Origin of the sequence: Pseudoalteromonas sp. T1lg76 (assembly GCF_002964725.1) — a bacterium.
Classification (GTDB): Bacteria; Pseudomonadota; Gammaproteobacteria; order Enterobacterales; family Alteromonadaceae; genus Pseudoalteromonas.
Map to the genome: position 1 here is coordinate 1 of NZ_PQCE01000009.1, position 27,000 is coordinate 27,000.

Consider the following 27,000-nt stretch of genomic DNA (forward strand, 5'->3'; position numbering starts at 1 on the left):
CCCTCAAAGTGTAGTCAAGGAGTCCGTAAGTGTGAAATCTTGGAGTGGGTGTCTTAGTTAATTTTTTTGAGATGGGTGTCTTAGTTAATTTGTTTATATAAATAAAACTCAGCAGTATAGTGACCGTCAGTAATTCGCTCTCAGCGGCCTCCGAGTATGAGCTTTTGTACTAGCTCACAGCAAGAGTTGTTGCACTAAAAAACAGGCATAAAAAAAGGGCGTTAACGCCCTTTTTCAACAGTATTCTTTACTATTAAGAATTAACTGAATCTTTAAGACCTTTACCTGGCTTGAAGCTAGGAATGTTCGCAGCCGCGATTTGGATTTCCGCGCCTGTTTGCGGGTTGCGGCCTGTACGAGCAGCACGCTCTTTTACAGTGAAAGTACCGAAACCAACTAGCGCAACAGAGTTACCGTCTTTCAAAGAGTCAGTTACTGCACCAGTGAATGCATCCAGCGCACGGCTCGCCGCTGCTTTTGAGATTTCAGCATCGTTGGCGATTTTTTCGACTAATTGAGCTTTGTTCATTGTTTGATTCCTATTCGTTATTTTTTTTGCCTTAGCAAGACCTATATTTAAGTATTTTTATTGACTTGGCAACTGCAAACCACACATTTTTGAGAAAAAACTTCATAAAAATGGGCTATTTGTTAACGTTTTTCGATAACTAGCGTGATTTCGCCAACTTCGACTCCAAACTTATCAATTGCGGTACGGTTGATCAACCTTGTTTCGGTGACAAGAAACATCCAGTCATCAAGGGCTACCGTGATGGTGTCATCGCCATAGGGGATACGCAAACTATACTGCCAGTGCAAGGCATTACCGACCACTTTCCCCTCGGCCTGCCCCACCACATCATCGGCGCGGCCAAACACCTTTCCATTTTCGCCCAGTTCCAGATACCAGACCCGCGTGCTCTGTTCACCATCTTGCTCTCCACCCAAGTAATAAAACTGCTCATCAAGAATGCCCTTATTGCCATCCCATGAGCCCTGCATATCCACTTTGAAACGCCGGGTAACCATACCGCTGTAGTCCTGGACTATGCCATAGGCCACCAGCTCGCCGTTAAAAAAGCGCTTAAAGTCGAATTGCGGCTCTGTGCCTTCATAATCCTCTATGCTAACGCTGCAGGACACTAGCAGTATTAACAGTGGCAGTAATACTAGGTGTCTCATGGACGCCCTCCCAATAATTGCGCCCTAAGCCCGGGCTCTGTTGTCTGTGGCGATAGCCAGATTGAGGTAAAAGCGTCGCTAAACGCTGGGTCGTCAACCCGCTGCAATAACTCACCATTGAAGTAAAAGGCCCCCTGGCCGTTGGCATCGGTAACAAAGCTTAGCGTATCGCCCGAGCGAACATCAGGCCATAAGCCTTTGAGTAGCGTTTTGTAGGCCCGCACATACTCGGGTCTATCGAGCTTACGCCATTGGTCCAGTGTGGCTTTGGTGATGTCGTCGCCTTCAATATCTCGCAAATAGGTCAGCGACAAACGCATGGGATGCTGCCCCTGGCGATAGTCACCTGTATCTGTCGCCAGTTCGGCGCGGTAAATATCCCAAAATAGGTAGCGCATCACGCCTTCGCCCACACCCTGCCACTTATCTGTGGTCGCCGTGGCCGGAAGCGCAAGCACAAAGGCCGATAACAGGATTACACTTTTCCAAGCATTCATAACTGTGCTCCTTATCAACTCGTATGTGTCACTACGTGTTTAAGGTGCCGATTGATCACTACCATCAGGGTAAAAGTACCGGCCCAGAGGCCACCATAAAGAAGATAGAACTGCCACCAGGACACCCCTAAGGCAAAGATCTCAAAGTGCGCGGCGGTAATATAACTGGACGGGGCACAGAGCCAGCACAGCAGCAAACATTGCCACCAAGGCAGGCGTTTAATAAAGGCCAAGGAATGATTGATGGTGAGGATCAGGGCCAGCCACAGTAATAAAAGCCAGGCCGGAACTGTGGCGTCGGCAAATTGCAGCAGCCCAAACCATTGGGCCAGTGCCTCACAGACAAAAGCCAGCACCAGGGTGCTACATAAATAGAGGTCGCGGCGGCGATCTGACGACAGCCACAACATGATGAGCAGACACAGCGCCATTACCGGCAGTGCCCGCTGCTGAGCATAAAAAGCTGCCCACCAGCAGGTTTGAAACAATAAAAAGTTAGTAATGCAAAGCCAGCGCTGCGTCATTGGTTTTAAACCCTTGCTTGCGGGCAACTAAGTGCACAGTGCTGATAGCCCGCTGACGAAATGCGCCTTCACAATAGCCCAGGTAGTAGTGCCAGAGACGGTAAAATTGGGCATTAAATTTTGCCCCCTGTAATTGTGGCCAGGCTTTATCGAAGCGCTCACGCCAATCGGCCAGGGTGCGAGCATAATGCAAACCAATATCGTGCAGTTCGTGCATCACCAACTCGGTGCCTTGGCGCAAATGACGACTCATCTCATCAATACTGACCAGGCAACCTCCGGGGAAAATATACTGCTGGATAAAGTCGGTCTGTTTGACGTAAGTATGATAACGCTGATCGTTGATGGTGATGGCTTGAAGCAACATGGCACCATCGGGCTTCAGCAGGCTGTTACATTTGGCGAAGAAACCACCGAGGTATTGATGGCCCACTGCTTCAATCATCTCGATGGATACCAGCTTGTCGTACTGCCCCTCGAGTAAACGGTAGTCCTGTTTCAGCAGGGTGATCTTGTCTTCAAGGCCCAAGGCTTTAATCTTATTCGCCACATAATCGTGCTGCTCTTCGGAAATGGTGGTGGTGGTAACATGCACGTCATAGTGCGTGGCGGCATAGATAGCAAAGGCGCCCCACCCGGTACCAATCTCTATGACTGTGTCGCCATCTTTGAGCTGCGCGCGCTCGCAAATCAGCTTAAGCTTATGCTGCTGCGCCTGCTCCAGACTCGCTTCCTTGTGCGGATACACGGCACAGGAATAGAGCATTTCATTACTTAAAAAGGACTCGTACAGCTCGTTGCCTAAATCGTAATGAGCGACGATATTGCGCTTTGAGCCAGCACTGGAGTTACGGTTGCGCACATGCTTAAGGCGGTACGCAAGTCCGCTCAGCAGCGCAAAGCGACGCTCAAAGGCATCCAGCTGTGCCTGGTTTAATACAAATATTTCAATGAGTTTGGTGAGATTGTCACATTCCCAGTGACCTTCAATGTAAGACTCCGCCGCGCCTATGCTGCCGGAAAACGCAAAGGCCTGATACATCTTGGCGTCAACAACCTTGACCACAGCCCTAGGCTGCGCTGACTTATCTCCAAAAGCATGCACCGGCTCGCCACGCTCATGAATCTCAATACAGCCGTTTTCCAGCGTATTGAACGCTGCAAACACCAAACGTTTGGCTAACTTGGTTTTCCAGCTTAAATTTGAATTTATTTTTACCTCGGTAACTCTATCCATCATTCTTTCCCAGGGTGAGCGTAAAAAGGCACTCGTTTCAAAAATAGTTTAACTGCTTGCCAGTAGATCCCTTTGACTATGCTAAGGCTCATCGCTGGAAAGCGCTTGAGCAGATCACTCACCGCCTGTTTTTCCAACGTTCTGCGTTGCAGGCGCATGGTGGCATCGAATAACAGGGTTTCCTGGCGCTTGTTCTCAATATGGATAAGCAAGGACTTGGGTAGCACTTTAACCACCCAGTGATAATGCATATCCAAATTCATAAAAGGAGATACGTGAAAACATTTCTTAAAGTTCACTTTAGTCTGGAGATCAACCAAATAATAATGGCGCTCGTTCCAAGGCGTATTACTGACCTCTGCCATCATATGGGTGAACCCACTGGCGCCGCGCCGTTGAAAGAAATAGAAATTGGCTGGCGAAAAATACACCCCAAAACAACGCAACTGCCCAAGCAAAAACACGGTTTCAACCTCGATACTGCTATCTAGCGTATGCAGTTGCTTGATTGCCCGGGTGGCTATGTCCCCTTGTTGCAATGGCACATAATCACTTTGCTTAAAGCGCAGTAACTTGGCTCTGCCCGAGCCCAGTAGAGGATGAACGCCGTCCAGTTGCTCCGGGTGAGCGAGGTCGACCCACATCATATAAAGCGGATAAAGAAATTGATGAGACTTGGGCTCAAAGCGCCGATGACGTATATCGCCCAGCATAATGGCGCTTTGCCACAAAGCCTGCTGCGTTAATTCGGTCGTATCAAACGCCAGCGCGCTAGTCAAAATCGACTCCTAGTGCTTTGGCTACATCCACGGCGCTGCGCACGCCGTCTTCATGAAAGCCGTTATACCAATAGGCACCGCAAAAATACGTGTGCTGTTTACCATTGATCTCGTCACGACGTTGCTGAGCACGCAAACTCTGTTGGTTAAACACCGGATGATGATAAGTAAAGTGTCGCAAAATATGTTCCTCGGCGATAACCTCATCACCATTTAAGGTGACACACAGAGGTTGCTCAGAGCTAAGCCCTTGAAGAATATTCATATTATAGGTTACCACCGCAGCTCTATCGACATTATTGTCTAAGCGGTAATTCCAACTGGCCCAGGCCGCAGGGCGTTTGGGCAACAAGGAGCTGTCGGTGTGCAGGACCACGGAGTTGGCGGTATAGGGTATAGCGCCGAGCACCTGCTGCTCTGCCTCGCTGGCATCAGCCAGCAGGGCGAGTGCCTGATCCGAATGGCAGGCAAAGACCACGGCATCAAAGTGCTCGCTACGGCCATCATTAAGGTGAATGACTACCCCCTGCTCTTTGCGCTCTACCCTGTCTATATGGGCACCGAGTTCTATCTGCTCTTTAAAAGACTCGGTTAAAGGCGCTATATATTCGCGGGAACCACCGGGGATCACGTACCACTGGGGTCGGTTGGTGATATCCAACAAACCATGGTGGTAGAAAAAGCGCACGAAAAAGTCGATGGCAAAATCATTCATCTGCTTCAGGGAAGTGGACCAAATTGCCGCTCCCATGGGCAAAATATAGTGCTGGCGAAAGAAGTCATTAAAGCCGTGGCGATCCAAAAACTCCCCTAGAGTATCCCCCTGCTGAAAATCGCCCGACTTATACATGTCCTTACAAATGCGATTAAAGCGCACTATTTGCCATAACAAATGCCAGAACTTGGGGCGCAACAGATTGCGGCGCTGGGCAAACAAGGTGCTCAGGGTGTGACCATTGTATTCAAATCCCGTGTCGCAATGATGCACGCTAAAGCTCATTTGCGTCGGCTGCCGACCAATGCCTATCGAAGCCAGCAGCTTTTCAAATTTTGGGTAGGTGCGGTCGTTAAATACGATAAACCCGGTATCAACGGCCAGCGTTTGGCCGTCAATGGTTACATCCACGGTGGCCGTATGTCCGCCTATATAGTTATTTTTTTCAAACACCTTTACCTGGTGTTTTTTGGCCAACAAGTGGGCACTGGTTAATCCGGCAATACCACTGCCGATGATGGCGATATTTTTCACCGTACCATTCCTTTTGCTATTCGTAACCACAGCGATGTGGGCAAGGCCCGCAGCGCTTTCAAAATAAGGGTAAAACGTTTGGGAAAATGAATCTCCGCCTGGCGCTTGTGCAGGCCGCGAACAATGCGCTTAGCCGCTTCTTCGGAGCTGATGGCCATGGGCATGGCGAAGTCGTTTTTGGCCGTTAAGGGCGTATGCACAAACCCAGGGTGGACCACACTCACATCAATATCTGGTAAATCAACGGCCAAAGTGCGGGCTAAATAGGTGGCCCCGGCCTTGGCGGCGCCATAGGCCTCGGAGCGGGTAATGGGTAAGTAGGTCACACTGGAAGAAACGATGGCCAGCTGACCACCGGATTTAATCTTGGTCAGCAGCGCCTCCAAACAATAACCCAGGCTCAGCAAGTTGCCGCGGATCACCCGCTCAAATAGGGCGCTATCAAAATGTCGGGCATCGTCTATGTATTCGCATACCCCGGCATTGAGCACCACTAAATCCAGATCTTGGACGTCGGTGGTGACATCGGTGATTTGCGCCAAGTCCGTAACGTCGAAGCACAGCGGCGTAATCGATTCATGCTCGCCCAAACGTTGCAGTGCCTCGGCGTTGCGACCACAGGCATAAACCTGATGCTCCTTGGCATATAACAGCGCCAGGCTTTCGCCAATTCCCGAGGTCGCACCGGTGATCAATATCTTCATACGCCGCTCGCTCGCTTTTCAATAAACTTAATCAAACCGCCTATTACCGGCAGGTTGCGATAAAGCAACTGGCCGACATCAAAGTAGTCGCGATGCATAATCACCTGCTCACCTTCAAATCGCAGCAGGCTATGACCATTTACCAACACCTCGCGCCCGCCTTTGATACGGGGATGGCTAAACGCCATGGTCCAGTACAGGAAGGCCTGCTCTTCGCATTCAAAGCTGTCGCTGATGGTAAAGCTGCAGTCCTTGATATTGGCGTACAGATTGGCGAAGTATTGATGTAATTGGTCACGGCCATGTAGCTCATGGAGCGGGTCGATAAAATGAATATCCTGGTGATAAATCGTATCGAGTAACGCCAGGTTATCTTTATCTAGACGCTGGTACATGGCGATAAAATCGGCAATGCGCTTACTCATGCTCAACCTTAAACCTTGCGAGTGCACGCGCACGTGCACTTTGGTGATCGACAATTGCCGGCCAGTAATCAATCCCTCCCACTTTTGCCATATACTGGTGCGGGAAATGGATCTCTTTAGTCGGCACCTTTTCTAGCTCTGGTAGATAGTTACGAATAAACTCGCCGTCCGGATCAAAACGTTTGCTTTGGGTGATGGGGTTAAAAATACGAAAGTAAGGCTGCGCATCGCAGCCTGTGCTTGCCGCCCATTGCCAGCCGCCGTTGTTGGACGCCAGATCGCCATCGATCAGATGTCGCATAAAAAATGCCTCACCACGACGCCAGTCGACTAACAAATGCTTGGTTAAAAAGCTGGCCACCACCATGCGCAAGCGATTGTGCATCCAGCCGGTACGCAGTAACTGGCGCATCGCCGCATCGACCAGGGGATAACCTGTTCGGCCCTCACACCAGGCCTTAAATCCGGCGTCATCATCCTGCCACTGCAGTGCGTCATACTTGGTATTGAAATTGTTATGTTTACAGAGCTGTGGGAAGGCGACCAGTAAATGGCGGTAAAACTCACGCCAAATCAGCTCGTTCACCCAGCTAAACAAATTACTTTTAGCGCTTTGCAGAATATCCGGATGTCGTGATTGCAGTTGCACCAACAATTGCTTCATGCCCACTATGCCCAGGGCTAAATAGGGGCTCAGTCCGGAGGTGCCTTTGATGGCGGGGAAATCCCTGTCTTCGCTATAGTGTGGTAACTTCTCAGCGATAAAACGTTCGACGACTCCGGCAAGCGCCTCATCGTCCACCGGCCACTTGTGCGAGCTGCCATCCCAAGTTAAGCACTCGGGACGCTGCCATTGGCCTTGAGTCTTAGTGCGAGGCCAAGCGGGTAAGCTAAACTGAGTGCATTCGTACTGCCGTAACCACTGGCGTTTAAAGGGCGTGAACACCTTAAACATCTCATTATTTTGCGTCGTGACCGTGCCCGGCGGGGCAATCACATCACCATCAAACAAGTGAAATGCCACATCCATCTGCGCAGCGACTTCAACGCAGGCCATGTCTCTTGCGCGCTCATTGACTTCATACTCGCGATTGGCATACACGCTAGTGCAACCGAGTGTGTTGCATAAACCCATTAACGCCGATGGCACCTCGGCAAACGCGGGGATGGCCAATACATGCAGTTGCACGCCATAGTCACTCAGTTGCTGACCCAGGTAATCAACCCGACGCAACAATAAGTCACGCTGTATGGGTGCCATATCATGTGCTTGCCATTGCTGTTCGGTGACAAAAAAAACCGCATGCTCGGCACCTTGTTCGAGAGCGGCTATCAGTGCTTCATTACTAAATAGGCGCAAGTCGCGCCGAAACCAAAAAAGAGGTGCCATTAGATCCCGTATCTTAGTTTTAAATCATTGGGGTGAGGATTGAAGTACACCTGCTGCGCCAAATAGGGGTTGGGATGCACGTTAAGCTGGTGTTTCAATAACGTCAATGGCACATACAAGGGCACCAAGCCTTGGCGATAATCCTCGATGGCGGCACGCAACTCTTCTTTTTCGCCCTTACTGAGATGACGCTTAAAGTAACCCTGTAAGTGCATCAGGGTGTTGGTGTGCGCCTTGCGACTGGCCGGCTTTTTCAACGCCGCCATCAGACCACTGATGTATTGCTCGGCGATGGACTCCAGCCCTTCACCTTGATGATGCCCAAGCAGTCGGCCTAAATCACGATAGGCCTGATAGTTGTGACTCATCAACAAATACTTGTGCATGCCGTGAAAGCGGGTGAGCCGGTGCACGCTCAAGGGCTCTCGGCATAACTGCCGCCAGCTGTGATAGACATAAACGCGCATTACGAAATTCTCACGCAGATGCATATCATTAAGGCGGCCATTTTCCTCACAGGGCAGTAACGGGTTTGCTGCCATTATTTGGGCAGCAAAAAAACCCACGCCCTCAGCGGTGTTGCCTGTTCCCTCTTCGTTAAACACCTTAATGCGCTCCATGCCGCAGCTCGGACTTTTGGCACAAAAGATAAAACCGTCGAGCTCAGAGCCATATTTGGCGCCGATACGCTGACCGTACTCGGTCAGTTTATCGCCTACATCACCTGTGCCATCGGGACGGCACACAGTGATTACGTCCCCTTTACGCACCTGCCTGATCGTCGGTCTGGGGATGGGCAGACCAATGGCAACCTCGGGACAAAAAGGCACGTATTGCACATGCCTGGCCAGCTCATCCATACAAAAGTTAGAACGTTTATGGCCGCTATCGAAACGGACTTTTTCGCCGCTTAAGCAGGCACTGATGCCAATTTTTATGTCTTGGTTCATTAGTAGATCAGCTCACCAATAGGATTCAATAACTTACTCAGGCCCTTATTGAAGTGCAGCGCACTGTTCACCACCGCCAGACACAAACAACCGTGCTCTGTGTACGGAGTGTGCTGATGCCGGTGATCAAGCCACATAAAATCGCCGGGCTCATAAGTCCCCTGCTCATCGCTAAAACTGCCATCGAGCAGCAAAGTCAGCTCGAACCCGGTATGGGTATGTTCGGGAATAGTGCCGCCGGGGGCGATATACAACAGGCTGGTGCGCATGCTGCCCTCGTCCAGTTCTAGGCGAGAGCGCGCCAGTTTGCCCGCTTGCATAAAACGACCCATGCCAATATGGCTTAATGCCCGCGGCAAGGTGATGGTTTTGTCGCCAAAGCGTAGCTCCTTGGAGCTGGCAATACTGAAATCGTCACGCAGATCGTCGGCGGTGATGTCCGCTAGCATGGCGGCGTACTCGTCGCCCAAAGCATCCTCATTATGGCTTTGCTCATACGCGAGCTCCGACGCCTCAATTTGCTCATCGGCAAATGCACTGTGGGCACATTGCTGCTCAAGGGTGTCAGTGTGTTCGGCGCAGTGAGCACAGAGCTCCAGGTGCGCCGCAATCGCCACGCTGATGGAAGCCGGTAACGCCCCTTGCACATATTGCAGGAGTAATTCTGAGTTGGGGTGATACTTAATCATGCTCTGCTCCAAGGTAAGTTCTAAGCTTAGCTAAAGCCAATCGTAACCGTGATTTCACGGTACCCAACGGGACGCCTAGCTGCTGCGCCATTTGCTCTTGAGAGAGCTCTTGAAAATAAATCCCCTGCACCACTTCACGCTGCGCCAGCGGTAGTTTGTCCAGGTGTTTTAGTAACAACTGAGTTTCGAGGTGGTCATCAAATTCAGCTGGCTCGATGCTTTGCAAGGTCGGCCAAATGTCTTCACTGAGGTTATCTTCCTTATTGCTACGCATCTTACGCAAAGCGTCGAACGACGCGTTACGCATGACGGTATAGACCCAGGTGGTCGCCGCGCCCTTGTCTGGATGATACAAGTGCGCCTTACGCCACACCGCGGTCATCGTGTCCTGCACCAATTCCATGGCCGCCGCCTCGTTATTAAACTGTTTAAAGCCAAACCGTTTAATCTTGGGTGCAAAATATTCAAACAAGCTGGCAAACGCGGCTTTATCACGCTCAACGGCTACCTTGACCAAGGCATCGCTTAGATGCTCGGTTGACGACATCATGTTTTGTCCTTCACCTTGGCTTTCTTCCACCTTGTGGGAAAGCAGTGAGTATTGCCGCCGATTTGGGACATTGGACGTTATTTGCAAGGCCATCTGCTATCTCAGTTAAAGGATTGATAGCGACCAATACGTCCACTGGCGAGCAATGGATCACTTATTTATTAGATACTTACCAGTATGGCGAAGAAGCTGATATTGAGCAAAGGCAATGAACAAAAAATCCATTGTTTATTGTTAGTAATCAATAAGTAGGAAATTTAGAAAGGATGTGAGTAAGGCTTGGTTTGACTATAATTGTGCTCGGCCTAAAGGCAAAGGGGCCGGCCTATAGAAGACACAAAGGATTTGCCGAAAAGGGCTCGGTGGTAGGTACTACTTAGCCCACCAACCGAGTTGACGACAGAAGCTTAAGCCCAGGTAAGTGCCAAATAAGCTGGCTACGGGCAATAACATCAAGCCTAACAGTGCCAAATTAAGCGTCATGGTCATCACCTTTTTTTGGTGCTTCAGGTTGCGCTTGTGATTTCGCTTCGCCTTGACTTTGCAGCTCTTGCACATTGCTTTCAAACATGGCTTGAGTTGCTTTACTCAGCGCCGCCTTTTGCGTGCTGATCAGAGTTGCAAATGCCTCGTTGGCCGCCTCTTTAACCGCACGTTCAATATCGTCGGTTAGGCTGTTGGCATGAGCGCCCATACTTAGGGTTAAACTTGCTGCTAGGATTGCTGCTTTAGTAAATGTGTTCATAATGGTTGTCCTGTTGTGTGCCTGTTAACGTGTCATTAAGTTAGTCGCAATATCTATTTCAAAGGTTGTGCCAAGGTAAAAATATTTTTTATCTTGTTGTTTTTTAATAATTTAAATTTATTTTTCTAAATACGCGGAATTGACAACCAAACTGAATTGACCAAAAAATAGCTTTTTTAACAGGTGAGTTTGTGTTTTTAACCACAGTGGATTTGCAATGAATTTTCGGTGTACAAGTGTACGCTCAATAGTTATAGTCTGGCTTGTACCCATCGAACCCAGCAAACAAAAGCAAAGTGAGCCCTATGCAAATAAGCAGCTACTCAGCAGCAGAAGAAAAAATTAACTGGCTTAGTCATGGACTTGGCGCCCTGTTAGCCTTGGGCGCCCTGGTGGCCATGTTGATGATCAGTGAAAGCACCACGGCAATCATCTCCTCGACCATTTACGGCGCCAGCTTATTGTTGATGTTTGTCAGTTCCACCTGCTATCACGCCATCAGTCGCAGCAGCATTAAGGCAATTTTAAAAAAGCTGGATCACAGCGCCATTTACCTATTAATTGCCGGAACCTATACGCCCTTTTTGCTGTTGGCGCTGGGTGGCTATTGGGCCTGGGCGGGAATGTTGTGTATTTGGGGTCTGGCATTATTCGGGGTGATCTTTAAGCTCTGCGCCAAGGTGCCGCGCCCTCGGGTGTCACTGGCCACTTACTTGATCATGGGCTGGATAGCACTGGCTTTCGTCTACCCCTTGTATCTGGCCTTGCCGGGACCGGCACTTTGGTTGCTGGTACTGGGTGGGGTGATCTTTAGTCTGGGCACGGTATTTTATAGCGCCAAGCATCGCCAATACAGCCACGCTATTTGGCATGTTTTTGTGCTTGCCGCCTGCCTGTGCCACTTTCTCGCCATTTATTTATATGTGATTTAGGGGTTATAACTTCCAGGCGAATTTGCTCATACTCACCTTGCCATTAGTAACCAGCACACCTTCGGCCAACAGCGCTTGTTGTTGGCGCATAAAACCATCGCTGCCTTCTGGAAAGGAAATCTTACCCTGGCTATTGAGCACCCGGTGCCAGGGAATACGTGAACCAAAGGGCAATGTCTTTAGCGTATGACCCACAAAGCGGGCATAACCGGGTAAACCCGCCCTTTTTGCTACCTCGCCATAGCTGCATACTTTGCCCTTTGGAATGGCAGCCACCACCTGATAGATCATGGTTTTTTTATCCATGGGCAATGGCCTCCAAACGTTGCCATAGACTGCGAGCCACCGGCCCATGATGCGCCGAGTGACGTCGAAAGGCGCGAATTTGTGCTCTAAAGGAGTGCTCCCTGTCACTGAGCGTCAACACCTGTAGTTGTCCTGAATCTATTTCCTGACGGCATAAATCCAAGCACATCAGCGCCCAACCTGCGCCGTTAAGCAAGAGCGAGCGCAGCGCGAAAATGTCATCAAGCTTAAGCTTGGCGACCTGGTTTAAAAACGGCATGCGCCCATGCTCAAAGGGCATATCGCTTTCATACATGGCGACACAAGGGTATTGCTGCAATTGTTTGTAGCTAAGGCGCGGCTCGCTGATAAGCTGTGGCGAGGCCACCAGCCCCACCTGAATTTCTCCCACGGGTATGCTTTCCAAATCACCAGTGGCATGGAAAATATCGAACCAAGGGCCGATACCCAAATCCGACTGACCGCTGTTGACCTGCTCCAGGGCACTGAAACGCTTACCACTGTCGATGGCAAAATCGGTGTGGGGGAATTCATGGTAACAGGCTTTAAGTATGGCACTGAGCTCCTTGCCGACACACACCTGCTCGTAGCTCAAACGAAGCAAGGGCTCATTGCCATTGGCCAGCTCACTGCCAAATGCGCTGAGCTCCTGTAAATCCCGCAGCAGGTACTGGGCGCGGCGACAATAAGCCTGTCCCTGCTCGGTCAGGGAAAACCTATACCCGCTTCTGTCAACCACGGCAAAGCCCACCGCTTCTTCGATTTTTTTGACCGTCATGGTCAAGGCTGGTTGGGTTTTATGTAATTGTTCCGCCGCCTCGCTTAAAGAGCGGCTGCGCGAGAGTACGTCAAGAACCTGGAGCCATGCTAACTTCATAAGTAAATCTAATCTTGTTCAAAGATATTTATAATTTTAATTTTATCTTATCCTGCAGTAGTCTGTGTAGCAATAATGGCCACAATTCCAATCATTAAGATCATACTGGGAGTCTAAAATTTATGCGGCGTATCCTTTCTTTCACCCTGCTAGCCCTTAGCGCAGCACTTGTTGGCTGTAGCGAACCGACCGAGCAAAGCAAGCAACCCGCGCCTGTGCGTCCAGTTAAACTACTTACGGTGGGTCACAGTGATGAGAGCATGATGCGCAGTTTCCCCGCCGAGGTGGTGGCACACCAGGGCTCTTATCTGGCCTTTCGCGTAAACGGCGAACTGTTAGAGTTTCCTGTGCTGGCTGGTCAACAGGTGCAAAAAGGTGAGTTGCTGGCCAAACTCGACCCTCAAGACTTCCAACTCCAATACGATGAACGCAAGGCCCGTTATGATTTGGCAACTTCGCAATTAGAGCGGGTGCAGGCCTTATTCGACAAAAACATTGCCAGTCGTGCCGAGCTGGATCAGGCCGTGGCCAACGCCCGGGTGGCCGAGTCAGCTTTTAATATTGCCAAAACCAATTTAGAGAATTCCGAGTTAAGGGCGCCCTTTGCCGGCACAGTGGCCAAGGTGTTCGTAAAAAACTTTGAAAACATTCAGGCCAAACAGAATATTTTACGCCTGGAAACTCGGGATCTGATGGATGTGGAAATTCAGGTGCCGGAAAAGCTGGTCGCCCGAGTCAATAAAGACACTCTCTATCAGCCAACGGTGATCTTCGATGGCTTCCCGGATAAATCCTATCAACTGAGCATCAAGGAATACGATACTCAGGCGGATCCTGCCACCCTCACCTACAAGGTGGTGTTTTCACTGCCGGTGCCAACAGACTTTAATCTGCTGGCGGGCATGACGGGACACGTGTATATCGATGTCAGCAAGATCACCAAAGAAGTGAAAGCCTGGCATAAACTGCCCGCCGAGGCGGTGTTCTCAGACCCTGAGCAGGAAGCCGAGGACAACTGTTATGTTTGGGTTTATAACAGCGAAACCGCACAAGTGCATAAGCGTGCCGTGGTAGTCGGACAAATGCACCGCGACGGCATAGAAATTCGCTCTGGCATTGCATCCGGTGAGCAGGTGGTCGCCGCAGGCGTGCACTACCTGCAAGAAGGCATGCAGGTACGCCCTTGGCAAAAAGAGCGAGGGCTGTAAATGAATCTGGTTGCACTGGCCATCGAGCGCAAAGTTATCAGTTGGATGTTTGCGCTGTTTTTGCTGCTTGGCGGCATCTTTTCCTATTTATCTCTGGGGCAATTGGAAGATCCGGAATTCACCCTGAAAAAAGCCATGGTGATCACCGCCTACCCCGGCGCTTCCCCTCGTCAGGTGGAAGAAGAAGTAACCTACCCCATAGAGAATGCGATTCAAGAGCTGCCCTATGTGGATTATGTAACCTCCATTTCCTCCAATGGCAAAAGCCAGATCACGGTGGAGATGAAAAGCACCTACCGCAAGGAAGACCTTAAACAGATTTGGGATGAGCTACGCAGAAAGATCAATGACTTATCCTCATCCATGCCACCGGGTGTGTATCCCAGCAAGGTGATCGATGACTTTGGCGATGTCTACGGCGTAACCCTGGCCTTAACCGGCGATGGCTATTCCTATGACGAGCTTAAAGACTATGTCGACTTCTTAAAACGTGAGCTGGTGTTGGTGGAAGGCGTGGGCAAGGTAACGGTTGCCGGCGAGCAACAAAGCCAGGTGATAGTCGAGATGTCGACCCATAAACTGGCCCAGCTTGGACTTAGCCCCAATCATATTTACTCCCTCTTGCAGGCGCAAAATACCGTTTCCAATGCAGGCCGCGTTATGGTCGATGGTGAGTCTATTCGCCTGCACCCCACCGGCGAATTCGATGATGTCGCCGAGCTTGAGCACCTGCTTATCTCCAGCCCAGGTGCCAGTGAGCTTATTTATCTTGGCGATGTCGCCCGGGTGTACCGCGAATATGCCGAAGTGCCCAGCCATATCGTGCGTTACAACGAAAAACAGGCGCTACTTATTGGCCTTTCCTTCGCCAGTGGCGTCAATGTGGTCGATGTCGGCGCACGTATTGAGCATCATCTGCAAACCCTTGAATACCAGCGTCCACACGGCATGGAAATCGATGCCATCTACAATCAGCCGGCAGAGGTTGAAAGCTCGGTCTCAAGCTTTATTCTCAGCCTGTTTGAAGCTGTGGTCATAGTCATAGTGGTGCTGCTGGTGTTTATGGGTGTAAAAAGTGGCCTGCTGATCGGTGGCATCTTGCTGCTTACCGTACTCGGCACCTTTATTTTTATGGCCCTGTTCGACATTAACCTGCAACGCATTTCCCTTGGCGCCTTGATCATTGCCCTCGGGATGCTGGTCGACAACGCCATAGTGATCACCGAAGGCATTCTGATTAACCTTAAACGCGGACAGACCAAGTTGCAGGCGGCGGTTAACATAGTCGGTCAAACCAAGTGGCCCCTGCTTGGCGCCACCATAATCGCCATTACCGCCTTTGCGCCTATCGGTCTGAGCTCGGATGCCAGCGGTGAATTTGCCGGCAGTTTGTTTTGGGTCTTGTTTATCTCCTTGCTGCTTAGCTGGGTAACCGCCATTACCCTAACGCCGTTTTTCGCCGATATGATGTTTAGACAAAAGCAAAGTGACGATAATAGCGCCGATGACCCTTATCAGGGTGTGCTCTTTAGCGCCTATAAGTTTGTTCTTAGCCGCGCCATGCATTACGGTAAAACCACCATAGTCTTAATGTTACTCTTACTGATAGCCGCCTTGGTGGGCTTTAAATCGGTTAAACAATCCTTCTTCCCGGCCTCGAATACACCCATGTTTTATATCGACTATTGGCACTATCAGGGCGCCGATATTCGCACCACAAGCCAAGGGGTGGCCAAGTTGGAGCATTTCCTGCGCAGCGATGAACTGGTCAGCGAAGTTACCAGCACCATAGGTCAAGGTGCGCCGCGTTTTATGCTCACCTATGCGCCGGAAAAACAATACCCGGCGTTTGCCCAGTTAATCGTGCGCGTGCGTGACCGCGACGCGGTCCTCACCATGATAGACAGGGTGCGTGCCTATGAGCAGGCGCATATTACCGATGCCAAGCTTAAACTTAAACGCATGGAAATCGGCCCCTCCACCGATGCTAAAATCGAGGCACGCTTTTCCGGGCCCGACCCCGTAGTGCTGCGCCAACTAGGCGAGCAGGCCAAGAGCATCTTGGCGGCAGATGGCGGTGCCTTCCATATTCGTGATGACTGGCGTCAGCGCTCCAAGTTGATCCGTCCTATTCTGAACGAACAAAAGGCGCGCCGCCTAGGTATTAGCAAAAGCGATCTCGACCAATTGCTGCTGACCAGTGTCAGCGGTAAAACCGTGGGCCTGTATCGCGATGGCACTCAACTATTGCCTATTATTGCCCGCAGCCCCGCGGAGGAACGCCTTAATGTGGAAAGCCTGCGCGACCTGCAAATATACAGCCCGGTACTAAGGGTGTTTGTGCCCATCACCCAGGTGGTGGACGACTTTGTGGTGCATTGGGAAGATCCCTTGATCATGCGCCGCGACCGCAAACGCACCCTGACCGTGATGGCGGATCATGATCTCCTTGGCGATGAAACTCCGGCCAAACTCTTTACCCGTATTCGCGGCGACATCGAAGCCATTACGCTACCTAAGGGCTATGAACTGCAATGGGGCGGCGAGTTTGAGTCTGCCAGCGATGCTCGCAGCGCCATCTTCGGCTCCTTGCCGCTGGGTTATTTGGCCATGTTTGTGATCACGGTTTTATTATTTAACTCGGTGCGTAAGCCCCTGGTTATTTGGGCCACTGTGCCGCTTGCCATCGTCGGGGTCAGTGCCGGATTGCTGAGCATGAATGCATCCTTTGGCTTTATGTCCTTGCTCGGGTTATTAAGCCTGTCTGGCATGCTGATTAAAAACGGTATCGTACTGCTCGATCAGATAAATTTAGAGCTGGCCTCGGGCAAAGACCCTTACCAGGCGGTATTTGACTCCGGCGTCTCCAGGGTTCGCCCGGTAGCTATGGCAGCGATCACCACCATATTGGGCATGATACCTTTGCTCTTTGATGTGTTCTTCAAGTCCATGGCGGTGACCATAATGTTCGGCCTTGGTTTTGCCACCATACTCACACTGATAGTGATCCCCGTGTTGTATTGCAAGTTCTTTGGCATCCATAGCCATAAGCGCTAAACACGATAAAGCCAGCCCTCGGGCTGGCTTTTTAATTGCGCTGGCGTTTTTCCGGCGTTACTTGAGCTGGCTCAGCCCTGCGGCAATGACCCTTCCCAGCCAGCATTTTTACAAAAAAATACACAATATTCTTGTATTAAACAGGTGTTCTTGTTGTATAAGAGCTATATAATTCAGACATTAAGCCAATTAATTTCATCAAGGATTATTTGTTTAATTGACGTTATAAGATTTAAGCCTAAATTAAATAAATTACTTTTATTTATATGAAAAAAATAAAACTGTTAGCGGTTACACACCACAATCGAAAAAACATTAATCCTATTCGCCCTGAAGCGTCACAAATAATTGGCCTGCACCACAGTGGCGCCGTTGATGTAACGGTTCTGTGCAACCCAGGCTCAACATTAATCCCTTACTTTGAACAGCACGGGATCAAGGTCATAACCAACGCTTTAGATAAAAAAGTATCTTTAGAGACTATCAAGTTAATCAGGGAATATATCAAGGCTAACGATATTGATATATTGCATTTGTTTAACAATATTGCCTGTAGTAATGGCGCCACAGCAGCCATTGGCACTAAGGCTAAGGTGATAGCCTATCGCGGTCAGACGGGCAACGTTTCACGTTGGGATCCGACTGTCTACCTCACCATGCTTCACCCTCGGCTGGATAAAATTATCTGTGTCGCGAATGCGGTGACCGAAGATTTACAGCAACATGTATGGGGAAATAAAGACAAGGCGATCACGGTTTATAAGGGTCATGACCAGTCCTGGTATCAAAACACTCCGGCGGATCTCAGTGGCCTGCCATTGCATGACGACAGTTTTAAGATATCTCTGGTCGCCAACCTAAGACCTAGAAAAGGATTGCATGTTTTAATGGATGCGGTTCACTTACTGCCCGATGACTGTAATCTAGACATCCTGTTGGTGGGTGCCGACCCTGAATCGCAAGCGATTCAAGAGATGATAAAACGAAGTGGTAAACCGCAAAGAGTTCATGCTCTAGGCTATCGTGAGGATGCGCCCGAAGTAGCAGCAGCCTGTGATGCTGTGGTATTGCCAACAACCAAGCGCGAAGGCCTATGCCGCGCCGTGTTAGAAGCCAATTCCTATGGCGTGCCAGCGATAGTTTCGGATACCGGCGGCAATGCTGAGCTGGTAGCAGATGGCGTTACCGGAATCGTTGTACCGCCGTCGGAGCCGCAAGCCTTGGCAGACGCCATTATGACCCTGTATAAAGATCGCGCTCTGTGTAGCAAATTTGGTGTTGAGGCGAAAAAGCGCGTTATTGAAAAGTTTAATGTGCAGCAAGGTGTCGATAAGACACTGGAGATTTATCGAAGCCTACTGGAAGATTAAGTACATTCGAATAGTGCCCTTCATAGACATCATAGCTATGCACTTGATGTCTATGAATAGCAAGCTCCACTGATGGCTAAGGTCCAGCGATGGCTTTAGCAGGTCTTGATAAAGCAAAACTGCCAAAGCAGCTGTTATATTTAAACTACTTTCTTGCGATAGCTATTTCGGTCTATATCTACCACTTCTATTGTTATAGACGCATTAACTAATGGTATGGACTCCAACTTAGACATCACACTGCTAGATAGCAATTCTTTGTCACTGTCGCTACGACCAGAAAGGATGCGTAATGTTACATGGATGAACGCATCTTTAGCCGTTCCGGTCTGATAATGCTCAAAAGCAATACTTCTAACTTTTATATCGCGGCCATCCGTCTCGAATAAACGAGACTCTAAAGCACCTAAAAATACTTTTTGATTCAGCTCTTCTACCTCGATAGAAGAAGAATGCTCAATAATGCAATGAGGCAAATTTTACTCCTTTAATCTATGCAACGGCTTCGGCTCCTGCGCCGCTATGCAGGCAACAATTTGGCTGGCTATAAAGTTATCTTGCCACCTTAATCTTATCAGCGATGGCCTCGGCCAATAGCTTGTAGCCCTTGTCGTTCAGGTGAATTTGGTCCGACTTATATTGGCTGTCGCCGAGCAAATCACTGAGGGTCTCGGCAACTAGGGCGACCTGATATTGCTCTGCCAGCTCTTGATACAGGGGCGCATCGCTCAGAAAGAGCGATTTTTGTGGCACCGCCACCAAGATCACCTCTATACCCTGCTGATGTGCCAATTCAATCATGGCCGCCAGGTTGCTTTTAACCGAATGCGGCTGTTTATTACGCAGAAAATCATTACCGCCTTCGAGCAACACCAAAACCCGGGGCTGATGTGTAGCCAGGGTATCACCAAGGCGAGCCAGACCCTGATGGGTTTGCTCACCGGAGACGCCACTGGCTATCACTTCTAAACCGGTAAGTTGCGCCAATTGCTCAGGATAACTGCTGTGCCTGGCTCCCACCGACACGGTGAGGCTATCGCCAAAGGCCAACACCTTGGCATCGCTGTTTAGCTCGAGTCGCGCCGGCTCGGAGCAAGCGCTAAGCAGTAATAAAAATAAGGGGACGAGCCAAGGTTTCATGTCTATATCCTTATTTCTTTAAACTGAGCGTGCCGCCTACACGACGCTTTTTCGGCGCCGAGCCCGCTCCGCCTTGATTGGTTTTGGCGCCATTTGCTGGCTTTCCGGCAGGCTTGCCTGTTGGCTTGCCTGTTGGCTTGCCAGATGACTTACTAAGAGGCTTACTGGGCGATTGGCCATAGGGCTTACCTTGAGATCTGTTTTTCCCACCGGGCTTTGTATCGTGAGAAGACTTTGCACGGGGGGCTTTTTCTCCCTCGCGGCGCTGCTCTTGGCGTTGTCGCGCAGGCCTTTGTCCTGACTCGGCCCTTACTTCTTGCTTTGGCTGTTGTTGAACACTTGAAGCATGCAGAGAATGCTCTTCGGTTTTACCCGAGTCGGCGATCAGGGCATTGATTGTCGCCATTTCGCTCTCGCTTAGGTGGCGCCATTGGCCGGGCTTAAGACCGCTCAAAGTCACGTTCATTATGCGAGTGCGCTTAAGCTTGGTCACGTCATAACCCAGGTACTCACACATACGGCGAATTTGTCTGTTCAGGCCTTGGGTGAGGATAATACGAAAACTCTGAGTGCCGGTTTGCTCCACCTTACACTTTTTGGTCACAGTACCAAGAATGGGAATGCCCTGTGCCATACGCTCGACAAAACGCTTATTCAGTGGCTTGTCGACCACCACCTCGTATTCTTTTTCATGATTGTTGCCCGAGCGCAAAATCTTATTGACTATGTCGCCCTCGTTAGTCAAAAAGATCAAGCCTTCCGAGGGTCTGTCCAAGCGGCCAATGGGAAAAATGCGCTCGGGATAATTAATGGCGCTAACGATATTGCTTTTGATCTTACGCTCTGTGGTGCAGGTCACTCCCACCGGTTTATGGTAGGCAAGATAGACCCGCTTAGGTTTGGCTTTAAGCGCCTTACCGTCCACCAATATGTCATCGGCATCACTGACCTTATCGCCCATTTGCGGCTGCCGACCGTTAACGGTTACGCGTCCTGCGGCGATCAGCGCATCGGCCTCACGGCGCGAGCAAAAACCGGTTTCACTAATGTATTTATTAAGGCGGGTAGCTTGGCTCATGTTTACTTCAATCTAGCTGATATTGCCCCTATTGTAATCGACTCACCGCGAAAAATCCGAATTAAAGTAGTGCTCAAGCAGGCTTTGTACAGCAAAGGGATAGCTTACCAACTCCTTATGCTCGCTGCGGCTGAAATCCTTAAAATCTACATGCAGCCAATTGCTCGGATCGACCAGGGGTTTAATTTGCGCCACATTGGTTTCATCGGCTATGGCCAGCTTAAAGCGAATATGACGCTCAAGCAGCTGCGGCTCGGCGAGCCGCTCATGGTCGTAAATCACCACCAACGCCCAGGCGGCCATTAAAAAGTGACCGCCTACCGAGGCACTTAACTGCTGGGTTTCAATGCGTTCTAAGGCCTCGGGTAACCAGTCGAAACCTCCGATAAAAACATTGCGATTAATACTGCGCCCGGCCAATACGGCGGCCTGGGCCGCACCCATGGCCATACCATCCGAGGCGCTCCAAATCACCTTGGCATAAGGATAACGACGCAGTAGTTGCGCCGTTTGCTGCGCCGCCCGCTCACTTTGCCACTGCGCATGCACCAGTTGCCGCAGCGCTATTTGTTGCGCGCCAAGATAATCATTTAATCCCTGCACCCTGTGGTCGGTTTCGGCGCCATAATGACCGCCTATAGCCAGCACATCGGGTCTGGCTATCCCACGTTTACGGGCCATGGCAATTAAGCTTTGTGCCAATTGGTAACCGGCATCCCGGTTATCATGGCTGATCTCATACAACCAGTATTTAAAAGAGCTGCCAGGCTCGCCTAAGGCGGCACGCTCGCTAACCGATAGCGTTTGCTCTAAGGTAATAAAAGGCACCTTGGCGGCTTCTAGAATGCGCATGGTTTCGCCGTTGCCACCGGGGTAATTAATTAAAATGGCATAATCCGGAGCGGCATCACGCTTGAGGTAAAGGCGCAGATTTTGCTGTTGATATTCACGATGGGCATCGCCGTAAATCACATTCAGCTGTATGTTTAAATCCCTTGCGGCATACTGGGCGAAGGTTTGCACCTGATGCCAAAAAGGATCTGTTTTTGTAGACGGGTTGATCAGCAAGACCCTGGTTTGCGGCTTTGCCGATTGTTGCATCGGTGATTGTTTCAATAACTGCGCAGATACCTGCGCGGAAAACACCATAGCTGTCAGCCATAGCGTTACCCATAACACTGATTTTAGCCAGTTCATCTCACCCTCCCTAGTCGATTTGCGCCGTATGGCTGGCATTCCTTGCCATACTAATTAGTATTTATTTTCTTATTCTTATCTCGATACCAATGCCGCCACAGCCACTCCGCAGGGCCTTGCTTAAAGACACGCAGATACAAGGGGCAAATTATCAAACTGACCGCGCTCACTAAGGCGGACAACAACAAATAATCCTGCAACTGAAATTCGGTTGCCATTTCGCTCCCGAAAAAGTGGATCAACACCACCATAAACAACGACTGGCTTAAATAACAGCTCAGGGACATTTTCCCAACACTGGCCAGCGCCCGAGTCAAAACATTATCGGCAAACGACCAAAGGTACAAGAGATGTACCGCAATCAGCGCGGTGCAAAAACCACTAAAAGAATTGGCAACCAGGGCCAACACATCGTTAAAGGCGCTGACGTCATGCCATTGCCGCGAACTTAAATAGGCGCAGCCAAGTAGAACGCTGATTAATGCCAGGGTATGCACCAGCGGCCAGGGCCTTACCAGCCACCCGCTGCGCCAGGCGGCGACGACTAACAACACCATGCCCAGTTGCTGCCAAAGAATCGCCAGCATTAACGCTAGCAGCATCAAGGCGCTGTTGCCGGCGTTAGCTCCCCGCGTGCGCCAAAAGTTGCCATCGAACTGAGCTAAATAGGCCTGATAGTGAGAATCGGTAAACTGCACCTGGGGCTCATTGCTTAAAGCGGCCAGCACCAACAGCATGGCACTGCCAAAGACCAGAAATGCAATGCCCTGTAGAGTGAGTTTATTTCTTGGGTTAGCCAGCATGGGCAGGGCCAGCAAACCGGCAATCGCATAACCAATAAGAATATCGCCGGCCCAAATAAACAGGCTGTGAGCGAAGCCAAAACCCAGCAACACCAATAAGCGGCGCTGTAATTTAGGAATGGGCGCTTCATGTTCATAACAGCGTTGCCACTGGATCACTAACCCTAAAGCAAACAACACTAAGAACAGGCCACGAAAACGCCCTTCCAGCGCGATATCTGAAAGTCGAGTCAGTATCGCATCGCCCTCGGACAGTGGCAGCGGTGGTACATAACCATTGGCAAAGTCGATAAAATACGGGGCATTAAGAAAGAAGATCCCCAAAATCGCAATGCCCCTGAGGATATCCAAATCGGGGCGGCGCCCCTCGCCCACCAGAGCATGATAGGGCCCGGAGGATTGAAATAAACTCGATGCAAACACGGCTAACTCCGACGCCATTATCTAATTAAACTAAGGCTAACATAGGCTTATGCCTATTCAGTAGTTAAATTTAGTGGTGATATTAAGTGGCGTCTTGCAGTGCATAAAACCACCTATTTAGCCTCAACTCATGCCTAACCTTGCGCAAAATTGTCTTTAAAAGAGCTAAAAAGTGACACAGAGCCGAGGTATTTACGACAAAATGCCCGTAAATACGGCCAAGTCACTTGTTGTTGGGCGTTATCCGCAGTAATGTGGTGGTTTTAGTGCATGGATGTCGGCGCCATCGAAACTATGCTTTCTTAGCTGTTTCCTCACGCTGCTGACACGGTCATTATTGCGGGCATAACCGGGCCTTAATCGCGATTTATCGCCTACCGCCATGCACCGCTGTACCAGCGCACCATAACAACACAACCTTAACAACATTTGGAGTAAACAATGCGTTTATCCGTTATTGCTGCCGCCCTGAGCGCGACAACATTATTGGCCGCCTGTAGCGAGCAACCTAGCAACAACCAAACTCAAGCCGCAGCTAAAGCTCCGGTAACACAGCAGGTAGCTCAAGAAAACCTATTCCTAAGCAAAAGCCCATTGCCTTACATGGCGCCGGAATTTGATAAAATTGGCACCGAGTTATACGAGCCGGCTTTCGATGCCGGTATCAAAGAGCAACGCATTGAAATCGATGCCATTGCTAACAATCCAGATGCGCCTACATTTGAAAATACACTGGTGGCGATGGAGCAATCGGGTACTATCCTAAAGCGCACCCGTGCTGCGTTTTCTAACCTGTCTGGCCTTATCTCTGACGACGAATATCAGCGTATCAACACCAAAATGGCGCCTATTTTCGCCGAACACCGCGACAACATCTTCCTAAACAAAGCCCTGTTTGATCGCGTTGCCGCCGTATACGACGCTAAAGACGCACTCTCAAAAGAAGATCAGCGTCTGGTTGATTACTACTACAAGCAATTTGTACGCGCCGGTGCCAAGCTAAACGAAGAGCAAAAGCAGCGCATGCGTGAAATCAACGGTGAGCTATCTAAGCTAAGCACACAGTTCTCGCAAAACATCATGAAGTCATTTAAAGAAGACACCATTTTGGTGAGCGACAAGGCCGAACTTGCAGGCTTAAGCGAAGATGATATCGCCAGTCTTAAAGCAGCAGCGGAAAAAGCCGGCAAAGAAGGCTATATGATCACCCTGGTAAACACCACACGCCAGCCTATCCTTACCAGCCTTGAAAACCGTGAGCTACGTGAAAAAGTATGGCGTACTTCGTCTGAACGTGCACAAAAAACCAATGGCCCTATCGCCATCGAAGAAGCGCAGCTACGCGCAGAAAAGGCTCAGCTACTTGGCTTTGAATCTTGGGCGCATTATCAGCTTGACGATCGCATGGCAAAAACACCTGAAGCCGTGTTCACCATGCTGGATGACCTGGCACCAAAAGCTGTGGCCAAAGCCAAACAAGAAGCCGAGCTAATTCAAGCGGCAATTAAGAAAGACGGTAAAGACTTTGAACTACAGCCTTGGGATTGGGCATACTACGGCGCCAAGGTACGTGCCGAATTGTACGATATCGATTCCAGCCTGGTTAAACCGTATTTTGAAATGAATACAGTGATCAACGATGGTTTGTTCTTCGCCATGAACAAGCTATACGGCATCACCATGAAAGAGCGTAACGACTTACCTACCTATCACGAAGACGTGTTCGTATGGGAAGTATTCAACGAAGACGGCAGCTCTATCGGTCTATTCTACCTTGACCCTTATGCGCGTGAAGGTAAGCGTGGCGGTGCCTGGATGAGTGCTTACGTAGGTCAAAACCACCTGCAAGGCACCAAGCCAGTTATTTACAACGCGCAGAATATTCCTAAGCCTGCCGAAGGCCAGCCTACGCTGATGACCTTCTCTGAAGTAACCACCATGTTCCATGAATTTGGTCACGCTATTCACGGCCTATTTTCTGACGTGAAATACCCGTCATTGGCCGGTACAGCGACCGCGCGCGATTTCGTAGAGTTCCCATCACAGGCGAACGAAGACTGGAATATCGAGCCTAGCGTGTTGGCCAACTATGCCAAGCACTACCAAACAGGTGAGCCAATTCCTCAAGAGCTGTTAAATAAGCTATTGGAATCACACACCTTTAACCAAGGTTTCGATACCACAGAATACCTTGCTGCAGCCCTGCTTGATATGGAATGGCACTCAATCGCCCCAGGTACCAAAATCGATGATGTGGCCGCCTTTGAGAAAAATGCACTGGCCCGTCACGGCATCGACTATTACCCGGCCCCGGCACGTTATAAGAGCTGTTACTTCAGCCATATCTTTGCCGGTGGCTACAGCGCTGGTTACTACGCCTACCTGTGGACCGAAGTATTTGCGGCCGATTCATTCGCCCATATGCAAAACGAAGGTGGCCTAAGCCGTAAAAACGGTGATCACTACCGTAAAGAAGTGCTATCACGTGGTAACAGCCGCGACTTGATGCAAAGCTACATTGAGTTCCGTGGTCAACAACCAACCACAGACGCTCTACTTAAACGTCGTGGCCTGGTTGATGGCAACGCCGAATAAGACCTAGCTCAGATGTTAGCTTGACAAGTAGCCAAGCTAAATTTACAAAACGCGGCCACCCGGCCGCGTTTTTTTGTATTTACCCACAAGCATATCCATCACCCTGTTGTTATACTATAGGGCGTTGATTCTTCTGGTGTTGTTATGCTTAAAAAGTCGTTCGTTTTTATCAGCATTATCTCCGTACTGGTCACGGGGATGATTGCCTCGTATCTGATTTATTATCTTTATCAGCACAAATTTGTGACCCTAGATCCGCAATTAAGAGAAGTCTCCGGCATCGAATTCGATAAGCGTGGGCGCTTGTGGGCCATCAATGACGGCGGCGACGGCCCATTTTTATATCAGGTCGATGAACAGGGTAAGGTGCAACAACGCATCGAAGTCACCAATGCCAAAAACATCGACTGGGAGGACATGACTCAAAACGAGTTTGGTCACTTCTTTTTAGGGGATTTTGGCAATAACGAACATAACCGTCGTTGGCTGACCATTTATAAAATTGAAAACCCTATCGACATCAAATCCGGTAAGGCCTTTGCGGAGATCATTAAATTCACCTACAAGGAGCTGTGGGAAGAGCCGCTGACCCCGGAGCGGAAAAACTTCGATTTAGAGGCATTTGTCGAATACAAACATAAGCTCTACTTATTTACCAAAAACCGTACCCAGCCTTTCGATGGTAAAACCAATCTCTATCGCATCGGCAATCATGCCGACAATTACGAGGCTGAGTTTATCGGCTCCTTTAAAACCTGCACCACGGCGGAGAAACTCTGTTGGGTCACCTCGGCGGCCATGAGCCCGGATCGCTCTACCCTGGCCCTGCTCGACTCGACCGATCTTTGGTTGTTTAGAAACTGGCAGGGAGATAATTTTTTCTCCGGCGAGGTAGAAAAAGTAAACCTCGGCATAGTCACACAAAAAGAAGCAGTCACCTTTTACGACAACAACACGGTTGTAATAGCCGACGAAGAGTTTAAGGGCATAGGCCGTAATATCTATATATTTAAGCTCGATGAGCAAAAACTTGAACCCATGGATATAGACTAATAAATCGGCTTGGCTCTTATTGGCCTATAATACAAAAATA

At 49.8% G+C, this 27,000-nt stretch carries 27 protein-coding genes; 6 read left to right on the top strand and 21 right to left on the bottom strand.

What is annotated here, in order from left to right; genetic code table 11:
- Positions 1 to 253 precede the first annotated feature (253 nt).
- From C2M35_RS03470 to C2M35_RS03535, 14 genes are all read right to left on the bottom strand, one after another.
- The gene (locus C2M35_RS03470) at positions 254 to 529 is read right to left on the bottom strand and encodes an HU family DNA-binding protein (RefSeq protein ID WP_105201414.1); all 276 of its coding nucleotides are present in this window, start codon (positions 527 to 529) and stop codon (positions 254 to 256) included.
- 122 nt (positions 530 to 651) lie between these two features.
- Positions 652 to 1,182: a DUF3833 domain-containing protein gene (locus C2M35_RS03475; protein WP_105264606.1), complete on the bottom strand. Its 531-nt coding sequence runs from the start codon at positions 1,180 to 1,182 to the stop codon at positions 652 to 654.
- On the bottom strand, positions 1,179 to 1,679 hold the full coding sequence (locus C2M35_RS03480) for a chalcone isomerase family protein (protein ID WP_105201416.1): 501 nt from the start codon (positions 1,677 to 1,679) through the stop codon (positions 1,179 to 1,181). The genes C2M35_RS03475 and C2M35_RS03480 overlap by 4 nt, the downstream gene beginning before the upstream one ends.
- A 14-nt stretch (positions 1,680 to 1,693) precedes the next feature.
- Positions 1,694 to 2,203, bottom strand: coding sequence for a DUF2878 domain-containing protein (locus C2M35_RS03485; RefSeq protein WP_105264607.1), 510 nt, complete (start codon positions 2,201 to 2,203; stop codon positions 1,694 to 1,696).
- Positions 2,175 to 3,440: an SAM-dependent methyltransferase gene (locus C2M35_RS03490; protein WP_105264608.1), complete on the bottom strand. Its 1,266-nt coding sequence runs from the start codon at positions 3,438 to 3,440 to the stop codon at positions 2,175 to 2,177. Before C2M35_RS03490 ends, C2M35_RS03485 begins: the two co-directional genes overlap by 29 nt.
- Positions 3,440 to 4,153: a DUF1365 domain-containing protein gene (locus C2M35_RS03495; RefSeq protein ID WP_105264673.1), complete on the bottom strand. Its 714-nt coding sequence runs from the start codon at positions 4,151 to 4,153 to the stop codon at positions 3,440 to 3,442. The genes C2M35_RS03490 and C2M35_RS03495 overlap by 1 nt, the downstream gene beginning before the upstream one ends.
- A 58-nt stretch (positions 4,154 to 4,211) precedes the next feature.
- Positions 4,212 to 5,468: an NAD(P)/FAD-dependent oxidoreductase gene (locus C2M35_RS03500; RefSeq protein WP_105201419.1), complete on the bottom strand. Its 1,257-nt coding sequence runs from the start codon at positions 5,466 to 5,468 to the stop codon at positions 4,212 to 4,214.
- On the bottom strand, positions 5,465 to 6,172 hold the full coding sequence (locus tag C2M35_RS03505) for an SDR family NAD(P)-dependent oxidoreductase (RefSeq protein WP_105201420.1): 708 nt from the start codon (positions 6,170 to 6,172) through the stop codon (positions 5,465 to 5,467). The genes C2M35_RS03500 and C2M35_RS03505 overlap by 4 nt, the downstream gene beginning before the upstream one ends.
- The gene (locus C2M35_RS03510; protein ID WP_105214114.1) at positions 6,169 to 6,597 is read right to left on the bottom strand and encodes a nuclear transport factor 2 family protein; all 429 of its coding nucleotides are present in this window, start codon (positions 6,595 to 6,597) and stop codon (positions 6,169 to 6,171) included. Before C2M35_RS03510 ends, C2M35_RS03505 begins: the two co-directional genes overlap by 4 nt.
- Entirely contained in the window at positions 6,590 to 7,987 is a 1,398-nt protein-coding gene (phrB, locus tag C2M35_RS03515; protein WP_105264609.1) for a deoxyribodipyrimidine photo-lyase, read from the bottom strand. The genes C2M35_RS03510 and phrB overlap by 8 nt, the downstream gene beginning before the upstream one ends.
- A complete protein-coding gene (locus C2M35_RS03520; protein WP_105201423.1) occupies positions 7,987 to 8,937 on the bottom strand; it encodes a YbgA family protein in 951 nt (316 codons plus the stop codon). Before C2M35_RS03520 ends, phrB begins: the two co-directional genes overlap by 1 nt.
- Positions 8,937 to 9,626, bottom strand: coding sequence for a ChrR family anti-sigma-E factor (locus C2M35_RS03525; RefSeq protein ID WP_105201424.1), 690 nt, complete (start codon positions 9,624 to 9,626; stop codon positions 8,937 to 8,939). The genes C2M35_RS03520 and C2M35_RS03525 overlap by 1 nt, the downstream gene beginning before the upstream one ends.
- Entirely contained in the window at positions 9,619 to 10,176 is a 558-nt protein-coding gene (locus C2M35_RS03530) for a sigma-70 family RNA polymerase sigma factor (protein WP_233998019.1), read from the bottom strand. Before C2M35_RS03530 ends, C2M35_RS03525 begins: the two co-directional genes overlap by 8 nt.
- A gap of 472 nt (positions 10,177 to 10,648) precedes the next feature.
- On the bottom strand, positions 10,649 to 10,921 hold the full coding sequence (locus C2M35_RS03535) for a hypothetical protein (protein ID WP_105214120.1): 273 nt from the start codon (positions 10,919 to 10,921) through the stop codon (positions 10,649 to 10,651).
- A gap of 305 nt (positions 10,922 to 11,226) precedes the next feature.
- Here C2M35_RS03535 and trhA point away from each other — a divergent pair, with 305 nt between their 5' ends.
- Positions 11,227 to 11,853, top strand: a complete 627-nt coding sequence (gene trhA, locus C2M35_RS03540; RefSeq protein ID WP_105201427.1) for a PAQR family membrane homeostasis protein TrhA — start codon at positions 11,227 to 11,229, stop codon at positions 11,851 to 11,853.
- Positions 11,854 to 11,856: 3 nt separating this feature from the next.
- Here the strand turns inward: trhA and C2M35_RS03545 are convergent, their stop codons facing one another.
- Both C2M35_RS03545 and C2M35_RS03550 read right to left on the bottom strand, forming a co-directional pair.
- Positions 11,857 to 12,165, bottom strand: a complete 309-nt coding sequence (locus tag C2M35_RS03545) for an MGMT family protein (protein WP_325034812.1) — start codon at positions 12,163 to 12,165, stop codon at positions 11,857 to 11,859.
- Entirely contained in the window at positions 12,152 to 13,036 is an 885-nt protein-coding gene (locus tag C2M35_RS03550; RefSeq protein WP_105264610.1) for a LysR family transcriptional regulator, read from the bottom strand. Before C2M35_RS03550 ends, C2M35_RS03545 begins: the two co-directional genes overlap by 14 nt.
- Positions 13,037 to 13,158: 122 nt before the next feature.
- Between C2M35_RS03550 and C2M35_RS03555 the strand changes: the two genes are divergently transcribed.
- From C2M35_RS03555 to C2M35_RS03565, 3 genes are all read left to right on the top strand, one after another.
- Positions 13,159 to 14,244 (top strand): efflux RND transporter periplasmic adaptor subunit, encoded by a 1,086-nt coding sequence (locus C2M35_RS03555; protein ID WP_105264611.1) that lies wholly within the window; start codon positions 13,159 to 13,161, stop codon positions 14,242 to 14,244.
- Positions 14,245 to 17,301 (top strand): efflux RND transporter permease subunit, encoded by a 3,057-nt coding sequence (locus C2M35_RS03560; RefSeq protein WP_105264612.1) that lies wholly within the window; start codon positions 14,245 to 14,247, stop codon positions 17,299 to 17,301.
- Positions 17,302 to 17,567: 266 nt separating this feature from the next.
- On the top strand, positions 17,568 to 18,671 hold the full coding sequence (locus tag C2M35_RS03565; protein ID WP_105201431.1) for a glycosyltransferase: 1,104 nt from the start codon (positions 17,568 to 17,570) through the stop codon (positions 18,669 to 18,671).
- 140 nt (positions 18,672 to 18,811) lie between these two features.
- On the opposite strand, the gene C2M35_RS03570 is transcribed toward C2M35_RS03565, so the two are convergent.
- From C2M35_RS03570 to C2M35_RS03590, 5 genes are all read right to left on the bottom strand, one after another.
- Positions 18,812 to 19,147 carry a 5-carboxymethyl-2-hydroxymuconate Delta-isomerase gene (locus tag C2M35_RS03570; protein WP_105264613.1) on the bottom strand — a complete coding sequence of 112 codons (336 nt, stop codon included), beginning with the start codon at positions 19,145 to 19,147 and terminating at the stop codon, positions 18,812 to 18,814.
- Between the two features lie 76 nt (positions 19,148 to 19,223).
- Complete coding sequence (locus C2M35_RS03575; protein WP_105264614.1) at positions 19,224 to 19,811, bottom strand: GDSL-type esterase/lipase family protein; 588 nt, start codon at positions 19,809 to 19,811, stop codon at positions 19,224 to 19,226.
- A 10-nt stretch (positions 19,812 to 19,821) separates the two neighbouring features.
- Positions 19,822 to 20,889, bottom strand: coding sequence for a 23S rRNA pseudouridine(2604) synthase RluF (gene rluF / locus C2M35_RS03580; protein WP_105264615.1), 1,068 nt, complete (start codon positions 20,887 to 20,889; stop codon positions 19,822 to 19,824).
- A gap of 42 nt (positions 20,890 to 20,931) precedes the next feature.
- Complete coding sequence (locus C2M35_RS03585) at positions 20,932 to 22,086, bottom strand: ABC transporter substrate-binding protein (RefSeq protein WP_158677903.1); 1,155 nt, start codon at positions 22,084 to 22,086, stop codon at positions 20,932 to 20,934.
- A 50-nt stretch (positions 22,087 to 22,136) separates the two neighbouring features.
- The gene (locus tag C2M35_RS03590; protein WP_158677904.1) at positions 22,137 to 23,312 is read right to left on the bottom strand and encodes a DUF418 domain-containing protein; all 1,176 of its coding nucleotides are present in this window, start codon (positions 23,310 to 23,312) and stop codon (positions 22,137 to 22,139) included.
- A gap of 441 nt (positions 23,313 to 23,753) precedes the next feature.
- Here C2M35_RS03590 and C2M35_RS03595 point away from each other — a divergent pair, with 441 nt between their 5' ends.
- Positions 23,754 to 25,907, top strand: coding sequence for a M3 family metallopeptidase (locus C2M35_RS03595; protein WP_105214138.1), 2,154 nt, complete (start codon positions 23,754 to 23,756; stop codon positions 25,905 to 25,907).
- A gap of 144 nt (positions 25,908 to 26,051) precedes the next feature.
- Positions 26,052 to 26,960, top strand: a complete 909-nt coding sequence (locus C2M35_RS03600) for a hypothetical protein (RefSeq protein WP_105214140.1) — start codon at positions 26,052 to 26,054, stop codon at positions 26,958 to 26,960.
- Positions 26,961 to 27,000: the final 40 nt, after the last annotated feature.

Excerpts from the sequence above, each read along its gene's own strand:
- C2M35_RS03530 (WP_233998019.1), bottom strand. The coding sequence starts at position 10,176 with ATGATGTCGTCAACCGAGCATCTAAGCGATGCCTTGGTCAAGGTAGCC.
- C2M35_RS03470 (WP_105201414.1), bottom strand. The coding sequence starts at position 529 with ATGAACAAAGCTCAATTAGTCGAAAAAATCGCCAACGATGCTGAAATC.
- C2M35_RS03510 (WP_105214114.1), bottom strand. The coding sequence starts at position 6,597 with ATGAGTAAGCGCATTGCCGATTTTATCGCCATGTACCAGCGTCTAGAT.
- C2M35_RS03560 (WP_105264612.1), top strand. The coding sequence starts at position 14,245 with ATGAATCTGGTTGCACTGGCCATCGAGCGCAAAGTTATCAGTTGGATG.
- phrB (WP_105264609.1), bottom strand. The coding sequence starts at position 7,987 with ATGGCACCTCTTTTTTGGTTTCGGCGCGACTTGCGCCTATTTAGTAAT.
- C2M35_RS03600 (WP_105214140.1), top strand. The coding sequence starts at position 26,052 with ATGCTTAAAAAGTCGTTCGTTTTTATCAGCATTATCTCCGTACTGGTC.
- C2M35_RS03535 (WP_105214120.1), bottom strand. The coding sequence starts at position 10,921 with ATGAACACATTTACTAAAGCAGCAATCCTAGCAGCAAGTTTAACCCTA.
- C2M35_RS03575 (WP_105264614.1), bottom strand. The coding sequence starts at position 19,811 with ATGAAACCTTGGCTCGTCCCCTTATTTTTATTACTGCTTAGCGCTTGC.
- C2M35_RS03505 (WP_105201420.1), bottom strand. The coding sequence starts at position 6,172 with ATGAAGATATTGATCACCGGTGCGACCTCGGGAATTGGCGAAAGCCTG.
- rluF (WP_105264615.1), bottom strand. The coding sequence starts at position 20,889 with ATGAGCCAAGCTACCCGCCTTAATAAATACATTAGTGAAACCGGTTTT.
- C2M35_RS03525 (WP_105201424.1), bottom strand. The coding sequence starts at position 9,626 with ATGATTAAGTATCACCCCAACTCAGAATTACTCCTGCAATATGTGCAA.
- C2M35_RS03490 (WP_105264608.1), bottom strand. The coding sequence starts at position 3,440 with ATGGATAGAGTTACCGAGGTAAAAATAAATTCAAATTTAAGCTGGAAA.
- C2M35_RS03485 (WP_105264607.1), bottom strand. The coding sequence starts at position 2,203 with ATGACGCAGCGCTGGCTTTGCATTACTAACTTTTTATTGTTTCAAACC.
- C2M35_RS03585 (WP_158677903.1), bottom strand. The coding sequence starts at position 22,086 with ATGAACTGGCTAAAATCAGTGTTATGGGTAACGCTATGGCTGACAGCT.
- C2M35_RS03555 (WP_105264611.1), top strand. The coding sequence starts at position 13,159 with ATGCGGCGTATCCTTTCTTTCACCCTGCTAGCCCTTAGCGCAGCACTT.
- C2M35_RS03565 (WP_105201431.1), top strand. The coding sequence starts at position 17,568 with ATGAAAAAAATAAAACTGTTAGCGGTTACACACCACAATCGAAAAAAC.
- C2M35_RS03520 (WP_105201423.1), bottom strand. The coding sequence starts at position 8,937 with ATGAACCAAGACATAAAAATTGGCATCAGTGCCTGCTTAAGCGGCGAA.
- C2M35_RS03475 (WP_105264606.1), bottom strand. The coding sequence starts at position 1,182 with ATGAGACACCTAGTATTACTGCCACTGTTAATACTGCTAGTGTCCTGC.
- C2M35_RS03550 (WP_105264610.1), bottom strand. The coding sequence starts at position 13,036 with ATGAAGTTAGCATGGCTCCAGGTTCTTGACGTACTCTCGCGCAGCCGC.
- C2M35_RS03595 (WP_105214138.1), top strand. The coding sequence starts at position 23,754 with ATGCGTTTATCCGTTATTGCTGCCGCCCTGAGCGCGACAACATTATTG.
- trhA (WP_105201427.1), top strand. The coding sequence starts at position 11,227 with ATGCAAATAAGCAGCTACTCAGCAGCAGAAGAAAAAATTAACTGGCTT.
- C2M35_RS03480 (WP_105201416.1), bottom strand. The coding sequence starts at position 1,679 with ATGAATGCTTGGAAAAGTGTAATCCTGTTATCGGCCTTTGTGCTTGCG.
- C2M35_RS03495 (WP_105264673.1), bottom strand. The coding sequence starts at position 4,153 with ATGCTGGGCGATATACGTCATCGGCGCTTTGAGCCCAAGTCTCATCAA.